The 8,665-nt window shown below is 68.6% G+C and carries 11 protein-coding genes; 5 read left to right on the top strand and 6 right to left on the bottom strand.

The annotated features are described in order from the left end of the window. Window positions 1–78 precede the first annotated feature (78 nt). Complete coding sequence (locus tag ACFWFI_RS37715) at window positions 79–1,533, bottom strand: MFS transporter (RefSeq protein WP_387399496.1); 1,455 nt, start codon at window positions 1,531–1,533, stop codon at window positions 79–81. 174 nt (window positions 1,534–1,707) lie between these two features. On the opposite strand from ACFWFI_RS37715, the gene ACFWFI_RS37710 reads away from it, so the two are divergent. Then, on the top strand, window positions 1,708–2,163 hold the full coding sequence (locus ACFWFI_RS37710) for a MarR family winged helix-turn-helix transcriptional regulator (RefSeq protein ID WP_387399495.1): 456 nt from the start codon (window positions 1,708–1,710) through the stop codon (window positions 2,161–2,163). An 87-nt stretch (window positions 2,164–2,250) separates the two neighbouring features. On the opposite strand, the gene ACFWFI_RS37705 is transcribed toward ACFWFI_RS37710, so the two are convergent. Then, window positions 2,251–3,240 carry a helix-turn-helix transcriptional regulator gene (locus ACFWFI_RS37705; RefSeq protein ID WP_387399493.1) on the bottom strand — a complete coding sequence of 330 codons (990 nt, stop codon included), beginning with the start codon at window positions 3,238–3,240 and terminating at the stop codon, window positions 2,251–2,253. A gap of 93 nt (window positions 3,241–3,333) precedes the next feature. Between ACFWFI_RS37705 and ACFWFI_RS37700 the strand changes: the two genes are divergently transcribed. Continuing rightward, window positions 3,334–3,732: a VOC family protein gene (locus ACFWFI_RS37700; protein ID WP_387399491.1), complete on the top strand. Its 399-nt coding sequence runs from the start codon at window positions 3,334–3,336 to the stop codon at window positions 3,730–3,732. A 70-nt stretch (window positions 3,733–3,802) separates the two neighbouring features. Here the strand turns inward: ACFWFI_RS37700 and ACFWFI_RS37695 are convergent, their stop codons facing one another. The 4 genes from ACFWFI_RS37695 to ACFWFI_RS37680 all read right to left on the bottom strand — a co-directional run bounded on the left by ACFWFI_RS37695 (window position 3,803) and on the right by ACFWFI_RS37680 (window position 7,178). Next, the gene (locus ACFWFI_RS37695; protein ID WP_387399498.1) at window positions 3,803–4,408 is read right to left on the bottom strand and encodes a maleylpyruvate isomerase family mycothiol-dependent enzyme; all 606 of its coding nucleotides are present in this window, start codon (window positions 4,406–4,408) and stop codon (window positions 3,803–3,805) included. A gap of 442 nt (window positions 4,409–4,850) precedes the next feature. Next, window positions 4,851–6,407, bottom strand: coding sequence for a tyrosine-type recombinase/integrase (locus ACFWFI_RS37690; RefSeq protein ID WP_387399489.1), 1,557 nt, complete (start codon window positions 6,405–6,407; stop codon window positions 4,851–4,853). A 3-nt stretch (window positions 6,408–6,410) separates the two neighbouring features. Then, window positions 6,411–6,575 carry a hypothetical protein gene (locus tag ACFWFI_RS37685; RefSeq protein WP_387399487.1) on the bottom strand — a complete coding sequence of 55 codons (165 nt, stop codon included), beginning with the start codon at window positions 6,573–6,575 and terminating at the stop codon, window positions 6,411–6,413. A 198-nt stretch (window positions 6,576–6,773) separates the two neighbouring features. After that, a complete protein-coding gene (locus ACFWFI_RS37680) occupies window positions 6,774–7,178 on the bottom strand; it encodes a helix-turn-helix domain-containing protein (RefSeq protein WP_387399485.1) in 405 nt (134 codons plus the stop codon). Between the two features lie 259 nt (window positions 7,179–7,437). Between ACFWFI_RS37680 and ACFWFI_RS37675 the strand changes: the two genes are divergently transcribed. The 3 genes from ACFWFI_RS37675 to ACFWFI_RS37665 are packed head-to-tail and all read left to right on the top strand — an operon-like array spanning window position 7,438 to window position 8,649. Next, window positions 7,438–7,728 carry a helix-turn-helix domain-containing protein gene (locus ACFWFI_RS37675; protein WP_387399483.1) on the top strand — a complete coding sequence of 97 codons (291 nt, stop codon included), beginning with the start codon at window positions 7,438–7,440 and terminating at the stop codon, window positions 7,726–7,728. Next, window positions 7,725–8,027: a helix-turn-helix transcriptional regulator gene (locus ACFWFI_RS37670; protein ID WP_387399481.1), complete on the top strand. Its 303-nt coding sequence runs from the start codon at window positions 7,725–7,727 to the stop codon at window positions 8,025–8,027. The genes ACFWFI_RS37675 and ACFWFI_RS37670 overlap by 4 nt, the downstream gene beginning before the upstream one ends. A 49-nt stretch (window positions 8,028–8,076) precedes the next feature. After that, entirely contained in the window at window positions 8,077–8,649 is a 573-nt protein-coding gene (locus tag ACFWFI_RS37665) for a hypothetical protein (RefSeq protein ID WP_387399479.1), read from the top strand. Window positions 8,650–8,665 lie beyond the last annotated feature (16 nt).

Raw genomic sequence — 8,665 nt, 5'->3', positions numbered from 1 at the left:
CGGTGGACCCGGCCGGGGCGCTTCTGGTGGTCGTGCGGGGCGCTTCCGGTCTTCGACCGGGCACTTCGGTGGTCGCGGTCAGGCCTCGACCGAGACCTTGCCGGCCGCGGCGGGTCCGGTCCTGTCGCCGTCCGCGGCGGGACGTACGAGGCCGGGGATGAGCGCGGCGACCGCGGCGGCGACGAGGGCGACTCCACAGCCGATCATCAGGCCGACGCGGAAACCGTCCTCGGAGGCGAGCGAGAAGCCGCCGAGGTTCATGGTCATCTGTGCCAGCACCACACCGATGACCGCCGATCCGATGGTGGTGCCCAGCGAACGCATCAGGGTGTTGAAGCCGTTGGCGGCGGCGGTCTCCGAGACCGGGACCGAACTCATGATCAGGGCGGGCATCGCGCCGTAGGCGAGGCCGACGCCACTGTTGATGACGATACCGACGATCATCAGGCCCCAGGCGGAGCCCATGAGGAACAGGGAGATGCCGTAGCCCAGGGAGATCACGAGGGCGCCGAGGACAAGAGCGATCTTGGGGCCGCGCGCGTTGATCAGCTTCCCGCCGAGGGGGGAGACGATCATCATCATCACACCACCGGGAGCCATCCAGAGGCCCGCGGCCAGCATCGACTGCCCGAGGCCGTACCCCGTGGCCTCGGGGAACTGCAGCAGCTGCGGTGCGATCAGCATGAAGGAGTACATGCCGACGCCGACCAGGATCGACGAGACGTTGGTCAGCAGCACTCGCGGGCGGGCGGTGGTGCGCAGGTCGACCAGCGGGTCACGGGTACGCAGCTCGTAGAACCCCCAGGTACCGAGGGCCACGACCGCCACGGCGAACAGGCCGAGCGTGGTGCCCGAACCCCAGCCCCAGTCCGCACCCTTGGAGATCGCCAGCAGGAGGGACACCAGGCCGATGGCGAGCCCGATCGCTCCGGGCGCGTCGAAGCGCTGCCCCTTGGCGCCGGCCGGGACGTCCGGAACGAAGGCGTAGATGAGCACGGCGATCATCACCGCGAGGACCGCGGAACCCCAGAACAGCACGCGCCAGCTGGTGTACTCGGCGACGGCTGCGGAGATCGGGAGGCCGAGGGCGCCCCCGATGCCCATGGAGGCACTGACGAGGGCGATCGAGCCGCTGAGCTTCTCGGCGGGCACCACGTCACGCAGCAGCGCGATACCCAGCGGCACCATGCCCATGCCCATGCCCTGGAGGCCGCGCCCGACGATCATCGGGACCACGGAGGAGGCCAGCGCACACACGACCGAACCGACGACCAGGGGGACCGCGCAGGCCAGCAGCATGCGCCGCTTGCCCAGGAGGTCACCGAGCCGGCCGGTGACCGGCACGCACACACCGGCGACCAGGAGGGTGACGGTGACCACCCAGGCCGCGTTGGACGACGAGGTGTCCAGAATCCGCGGCAGCTCCGCGATGAGCGGGGTCACCAGCGTCTGCATCACCGCGGCGACGGTGCCGGCGAGTGCCAGCGTCGTGATCACGCCGCCGGCGCGGGTTGTGGACTGGGGGGCATCCATATCGCGGATCCTCGGCTATCTGTTCGGTGGAAGACTTTGGCATCGTACACGTCTATTGCATCATGCACACTATGTGGTCTATGCACTTCCTCGTAAACATACGATGAAGTCGGCACGCACGACGGCACGACGACACACCGGCCCCGCCCGGCAGGAAGCAGGAGGTGCCCGCGCATGAACAGGGCAACGCAAGAGGTCGAGTACGAGCAGATGCTGCTCAGCCGTCACGGCCTGCTGACCCACAGAAAGGGACGCCGCAAGGACGGCCTCCTGGAGCGCAGCGCGTACGTCCTGCTCAGCCGCATCCGCGTCCAGGGACCGATGTCCGTCGGCGAGCTCAGCGAGGCCTTCGACCTCGACGTCTCCACCCTCAACCGGCAGACCGCCGCGGTCATGCGCGCCGGCTTCGTCGAGCGCATCCCCGACCCGGACGGGGGGATGGCCCGCAAGTTCCGCATCACCGAGGAGGGCGCAAGGACCCTCGACGCGGAACGCGAGGGCATGGTCAGTTCCCTGGAACGCGTCATGGCCGACTGGCCCGACGAGGACATCTCCGCCTTCGCCGGCTACCTGCGGCGCTTCAACTCCGACATCGAACGCATCGGCGGCCGCCCCTGGCCACGCCCCTGAGCCACGCACCCCAGGACAAGGGACGCCCCGGCAGGGGCGCCCCTTGTGCCTCCGGCAAGGCCCGGCGCCCCGATCGACCGCTCGCGGTCAGGCCCGGCGGGCGTAGGACGCGAGGCGGTCGGCGAGCGCGGCGACCAGGTCGCGCAGTTCGTCGGGGCGCTCGATCACGAACGGCCGGTCGATCGACGCCAGCACCGGAGGCAGCCAGTCGAGCCGCTCCGCCCGTATTTCGGCTCGCCACCATCGCTCGGGCGTCCGGTCATCGCCTGCCGCGGGCTCGTGCTCCTCCAGGCTCGCGACGGCGGCGGGAAGGTGGGCGCGGATCTGCTCCACCGTCCCGTGGATCCGCACGGTCACCTCATGGCGGTACCGGGCCGTGGCGAACCCCGACAGCACACGCTGCTCCGGATCGGTGTCCATGGGCGCCTCGAACGATCCGGGAAGGGCCCGTGCGTCCGTGATGCGGTCGAGCCGGAAGGTCCGGTCCTCGCCGATCCGGGCGTCCCTGCCGGTGACGTACCACCGGCCCGAATGAGCGACGATCCCGTACGCGTGCAGCGTCCGTTCACTGCGCCGGCCGTCGCCGCCGGTGTACCTCATGGAGACCGGCCGGCTGTGGCGTACCGCGTCGGCGATGGTGAGCAGGACTCCGGCGTCCGGGGCGGCGAACTCACCGGGCCGATCCGTGAAGGCCAGAGATTCCAGGAGCGTGTCGAGCCGGCCGGCGATGTGCCTGGGCAGCACCCGCCGGATCTTGGCCGACGCGGTCTCGCTCGCCGTGTGCCCCGCCGTCATCAACCCTGCCCGGCGGCCGGCGACCAGGCCGAGCAGCACGGCCAGCGCCTCCTCGTCGCTGAGCATGAGAGGCGGCAAGCGGTACCCGGGACCGAGTCGGTACCCGCCGTAACGCCCGCGCACCGACTCCACCGGCACGTCGAGGTCGATCAGCTGGTCCACGTACCGCCGCACGGTGCGCCCGTCGACGCCGAGCCGGTCGGCGAGTTCGGCCACCGTCCGGGTGCCGCCCGACTGCAGCAGCTCCAGGAGTGTCAGTACGCGGCCGGCGGGTCGAGGCATGTTCAGAACCTAACGGGGATACAGGACGGATTCTGTCCACTATTACCCCTAGCCTGCGACGTGCACGACCCCAGCACAGCCGAGGAGATCCCCATGAACTTCGTCTCGATCCGCATCATCACCGGCGACGTCGCACGCCTCGTCACGTTCTACGAGCGGGTCACAGGGGTGCGGGCGGTGTGGGCCAACGAGGACTTCGCCGAACTCAGGACCCCCGGCGCCACCCTCGCGATCGCGAGCACCCGCACCGTCCCGCTGTTCGCCCCGGGCTCCGCCCGCCCGGCGGACAACCACAGCGTGATCACCGAGTTCCTCGTCGACGACGTGGACCGCGTGCACCGGAACCTGACCGGCCTCGTCAGCGACTTCGTCACCGAGCCCACCACGATGCCCTGGGGCAACCGGTCCCTGCTGTTCCGTGACCCGGACGGCAACCTCGTCAACTTCTTCACTCCCGTCACGCCTGCGGCCGTCGAGAAGTTCGGCCGATGAGACCGGGAGGATTCCGGAACGCCGGTGGTCTTCGTCCGAGGCTCACGCACGAAGGCTCGCGGACGGATCGTCAGATCGCCGCGGACAGCGAGGCGACTCCCGGTCCGTCGAGGTCGTCCAGCGCCACCCGTCGGCGAGAGACGGCCAGGAGCAGTGAGAGCGCGGGTCCTCCCACCTCCGGACCTTCGCCGATCGACACGTCGGCGTCGGTGGCCGTCAGCCGGATACGGGACACGAGCTCCTTCGCCCCGCCGAAGGAGGCCGGAGTCCGGACCTGGAGACGAAGTGATCTGACGACGGCCTCCCCCGGGTAGGAGCGGGCGAGCCCCAACGGCCGACGAATGTCCTCGCCGTGCACGATCTCCTCGACGAGCCGGCTGTCGAGGGGCGCCGGCGGGGTCGACCTGCGGGTCGCGACCCTGCGGAGCCGCTCCAGAGTCTCCTGCGGTGAGGCACCACGTTCGCACTCGACACCCCGGGCGTTCTGGCGGTCGAAGTCGAACCGCGCCCGGACGAGGCCGGCCAGGAAACCCAGGCGCGTCGTCCGAGCCGTGTCAGCCAGGTGGGCGACCACGTCGTGCACGGTCCACTCCGCACAGAGCGACGGCTCCTCCCACTGCTGGGCGTCGAGGTTCTCGAGGTCACCGATGAGCGCCGCGCGCTCCGCATGGACCATCGACCAGACATCTCCCACGGCTTCCTCCAACGCCCGACCACAGCATCTGTCAGTGGAGACTCGCAGCGCCCAGGGAACTCATCGGTCCTGCTCGCAGCAGCCCGCGCGTCCGTGAACGAACTCGGAAAAGCAGTGACCCCAAGCCAGAAAAACACTCTGACCTGGGGTTCGGTCGGTAGGCCGTGTGGGACTCGAACCCACAACCAACGGATTAAAAGTCTGCGGCCCGCTCATGAGGTCCCGTGGGGTGCCGTTGGCCGAAGTCCGTCCCGTGCGGTTCTGTGCTGGTCAGCGGGATTCTATATCCGTTTCTGACGAGCCGTCATGCGGTCTCGTGTGGTCTCGCTGGGTGCAGTTGGGTGGCGTTCGGGCCAGCACGGGGCCAGCAGAAAGGCCCCGCCACCTGCGGTGACGGAGCCTCTCTTGTTCCACGTCCAGGGTACTACTCCGGTGCCTCTTGTGGCTGCTGGGCGGCCGCCTTCCTGGCCCGAGGCACCACGGCGGCCGCGCGCTCCGCCAGATCGTCCTCGTAGTCCTCGAAGAGCTCCATGTACGTGTCCGAGGTGAGGACGATGGTGGAGTGGCGCAGCTTCACCTTCGCGTCGTGCAGGTCGCCGCCGCCGGCCTTTACCAGGGCGGCCGCTCCGTGCCGCAGGTCGCGCAGGTTAATGGGCGGTAGGTCAGTGCCTGCCAGGATCTCCCGGAACGCGGCGCTGAACGTTTCCGGGTGCACCCACGAGCCGTCGTCTTGGGTGAAGATTTTCCCTGTGTCTGCCCAGTTCTTCCCAGCCTTGAGCCGCTCGGCCCGGAGCTCTTCCTGCCGGGCCCTGTGCTCGCGCAGGACCTCGACCGTCCCGCCGTCGATCTTCACGGTGCCCGCTGACCCAGACGTCTTAGGATCGGTCTCCACCGGTGTCCAGCCGTCGACAACCAGCTCCTTCGCGACCGTCACCGTCCGCCGCTCCAGGCTGATGTTCTCCCAGTCCTGTCCGGCACCCTCCCCGCGGCGGAACCCGTGGTGCGCGACAAGGTGGAAGAACGCGTAGAGAGAGTGCCCCTCGGCCGCGTCCAGGAACGCGCCGAGCTGCTCGGGGGTCCACACCATGACAGGGCTGGGCTTCCTCCCTGTCTCCCGCCACCGGGCCACCCTCTCGTCCGTCCAGAGCAGCCCCTTCGGCCGGGCCGCGGCCGCCAGCTCGACGTGCTGCGCGGCATTGAACGTCGTCACCTGCTTCTTGCTGGCGTAGTTCAGGGCGGCCCGCAGCGTGCGGCGGATGCTCTGCACCGTGGCGGGGCCGGTCACCTTCCGGAAGGGCGGCATGGCGGCAAGCTTCGCGCGCTCCTCCGCCAGCCGCTGCCGCTCAGCGGCCGGCGGACGCCCGCCCCGCGCCCACTTCGCACGCTGCGCCTGCTCCCGGCGCGCCGCGTTCTCCGCCCGGATCACGTCGTTGCGGTCCGTGATCGCGTCGAAGAACTGCTGCGCCTGGCCGACGCCGAACCGGTCAACCCTGTGGTGGCCGACCCCTGGGTCCAGGTGCACGCGGACGTGCGAGCGGTAGCCGTTCGTCGTCGTGGCGCGGGTCTTCTTCGATCCCAGCCACGCCTCGAACAGGGCGGACATCGTCATCTTCCCGTCGAGGTCCACGCCGACCCCCAGGCGCCGCGCGACCTCGGCAGCCTCGGGGATGTCCTTGCGGTCCCGCATGACGCCCTGCAGTAGGTCGCCGACACGTCGTGCAGCGTCCTCGTCGTCTCCGGGGAGGTCGAGGATGCTGCGCAACTTGTCGAGGTCCCCCTGCGCCTTCGTCACCTTCGCATAGCCGGTGCGACGGAATGGCCGGCGCCTGCCGTCGGCATCGAGCGGGAGCTCCTGGCGGACGAAGTAGGCCCCGTGGTTCTTCTTCGTCAGCTTTGGGCACGCTGTGCCGAGCAGGCGCCCATCGGGGCCGCGGCACTCGCAGCGTTTGCCGATGCTCCCTGCCCTGCGAGATGCGGCCACGGGTCACTCCTCCTCGCCAACCAACCCAAGCGCGGCCAGCGCGTCGTACATCTCGACGATCTCTTCGACGAGTTCAGGAGTTATTTTGCCCTCACGTACAACCATTACGACGCCGTTCGGCGTCGTAAGTGGAACCACTCGTCGGCCTGCGGGAAGGTCAGAACTCACGGCGTACCTCACCGGCGCCCGCTCTGTCGATGGCTTATTCATCGTCGCCCCACTCGCTCAAGTGTTCGATTCAAGAAGCACACCATTCCGCTTTGTGTGCACTCCGTCACATGCCGACATCATGTCACTACGAAGCGTTGGTGCCTACACCCTTTGGAGTGGCATCACCATAGGTAATGCTTGAGCCAAGGGTGCAGATCAGCCGCGATCCTGGCCCGGTGGCGCGAACGCGTCGATCAACCGCAGGAGTTGCTCGCGCTGATCTTGGGTGAGCTGGCCGGCGCGACGCACGAGCGCTGACGCCTCGCCGCCCTCTGCCCACACGCGTTCGATTCCGAAGAACTGCGCAGACGCCGCGTCCTGCAACTGCCCCAGCGGCAGCGCAGTGGCTGCCGCGAGGGCCCGGAGCTGGGGGGTCCGCGGGGGGATAACCGATTCGCCAGTCTCCAGACGGTGCACCCATCCGCTCTTCACCTGGACGCCAGTGCGCGGGTCCACGCTGCGCTCCTGGAACTGAGCGAGGGAAAGGCCGAGCTCTGCACGGCGAAGCCGGATCAGGTCGGCGAACTCCGTCGTCTCGGTCTCGGCCTCGTTTTCGATCATGACACTCATCCTGTCACTCCAAGTGCGTGGCTTGTTCAGGGTGATCTCTGCGTGCGCGGCCCCATCTCACCATGTCGCAGGGTCGGGCCATCACGCGACCTGAACGGATTGTTCAGGCAATGACACGGATGCGCTAGGGGCGCATTCAGGTCACGTCGGTGTGCGCCGCGCCTGGTTTTCAACTATCTGGACAGTTCGTTCAGATCATGCAATGCTCGCCGCGTTCAGAAAACTGAACGATCCACTCAGCGAGGTGAACATGAGCGAGGCACCCATGTGCCGCATCTACGACCGCGCCCTCCTGGCACGCCTGATGAAGCGGACCGGCACCGGCGCGAAGCTGACCACGCGCGGACTGGCCGAGCTCGTACAGGTGCCCAACGCGACCATCGGTGCGCTGCTCAACGGGGACCAGCGTTTCCTTCCCCGGGAGAAGGCGGAGCGGATCGCCGTCGCGATCGGCGTGGACCTGATGATCCTTTGGGTCCCTTGCGAGCGGGCCGGGCGCGTCTTCGTTGACGCCACCGCGCCCGAGGCGGTGGCGGTATGAGCGCCAAGACCACCGCAGCGCTGACCGAAGACGAGGTCCGGGCACTGCCCGCCATGGCGACGGCCCTGCAGGCGTTCGCCGCTCTCGGTATCGGCCGAGACCTCGGCTACCAGCTCATCCGGCAGGACGACTTTCCCCTGCCCGTCGTCCCCCTCGGCCGCGCTATCCGCGTCCGCAAGGTCGACCTCTTGGCCTTCCTCGGCCTGGAAAACAGCGATGCCGCCAGGGGTCCAGCCCTGACGGCATCGAGCGAACGCAACACAGATACAGCCGCGAAGCAGATCGGAAGCGCTCGATGAGAAGTCTACGAGAGACCACTGACACCACGCAGTCCGTTGGCGGTGGCGCATGACGTGCGACGAGCCGCTCTACCCCGCCGGAGAGAGCTACTCCTACCGGGACTGCCAGCTGGAGCTGGGCCACCACGGGGACCACGACTACTTCGGAGAGAAGTTCCCCCGACCCGTTCCGGCAGAGCCCGACCCCAACGTCGAGGAACTGCTCAAGCAGGCCGCCACCAGGCGGAACACGTGGGGCATGGACGAGCGACAGTGGCCGATCGTCGTCGAGGTCACGAGCGTCTACGTGATCAAAGCGACCGGAGCGACCGAGGACGAGGCCCTGGCGTACTGGCAGGACGAGTACCCCGACCTTGACGGCGAGCAGGCGATCGACGGCGGCTTCGAGGTCCGGCGAGCTGACCACTACCAGCGCGCCAGCCTCCTGGGTGCCCCCATCGGCCCGGTCATCGCTTGCCCCGACTGCGGCAAGCAGGCCATGCGCCGCGAGTGGTTCCACGACCCCTACCGGAAGTGCCACGGCCCGATCGAGTGGCGCGAGAACGTCCACGCCCGGACCCTGCAGTGGCGCTACAGCCGTGAGCACCGGGCCACCCCTGCCGCACAGGCGGTGTCGTGCTGATGACCAAGTCCGCGGC

Origin of the sequence: Streptomyces sp. NPDC060209 (genome assembly GCF_042728155.1) — a bacterium.
GTDB lineage: Bacteria > Actinomycetota > Actinomycetes > Streptomycetales > Streptomycetaceae > Streptomyces.
The sequence above is the reverse complement of the archived record's forward strand: the minus strand, read 5'-3'. Positions and strand labels throughout refer to the sequence as shown.

Bases quoted from the DNA above. Each gene is read 5' to 3' on its own strand.
- ACFWFI_RS37715 (WP_387399496.1), bottom strand. From the start codon at position 1,533: ATGGATGCCCCCCAGTCCACAACCCGCGCCGGCGGCGTGATCACGACG.
- ACFWFI_RS37670 (WP_387399481.1), top strand. From the start codon at position 7,725: ATGAGCGCCAAGACCACCGCAGCGCTGACCGAAGACGAGGTCCGGGCA.
- ACFWFI_RS37665 (WP_387399479.1), top strand. From the start codon at position 8,077: ATGACGTGCGACGAGCCGCTCTACCCCGCCGGAGAGAGCTACTCCTAC.
- ACFWFI_RS37700 (WP_387399491.1), top strand. From the start codon at position 3,334: ATGAACTTCGTCTCGATCCGCATCATCACCGGCGACGTCGCACGCCTC.
- ACFWFI_RS37680 (WP_387399485.1), bottom strand. From the start codon at position 7,178: ATGATCGAAAACGAGGCCGAGACCGAGACGACGGAGTTCGCCGACCTG.
- ACFWFI_RS37695 (WP_387399498.1), bottom strand. From the start codon at position 4,408: ATGGTCCATGCGGAGCGCGCGGCGCTCATCGGTGACCTCGAGAACCTC.
- ACFWFI_RS37675 (WP_387399483.1), top strand. From the start codon at position 7,438: ATGAGCGAGGCACCCATGTGCCGCATCTACGACCGCGCCCTCCTGGCA.
- ACFWFI_RS37710 (WP_387399495.1), top strand. From the start codon at position 1,708: ATGAACAGGGCAACGCAAGAGGTCGAGTACGAGCAGATGCTGCTCAGC.
- ACFWFI_RS37705 (WP_387399493.1), bottom strand. From the start codon at position 3,240: ATGCCTCGACCCGCCGGCCGCGTACTGACACTCCTGGAGCTGCTGCAG.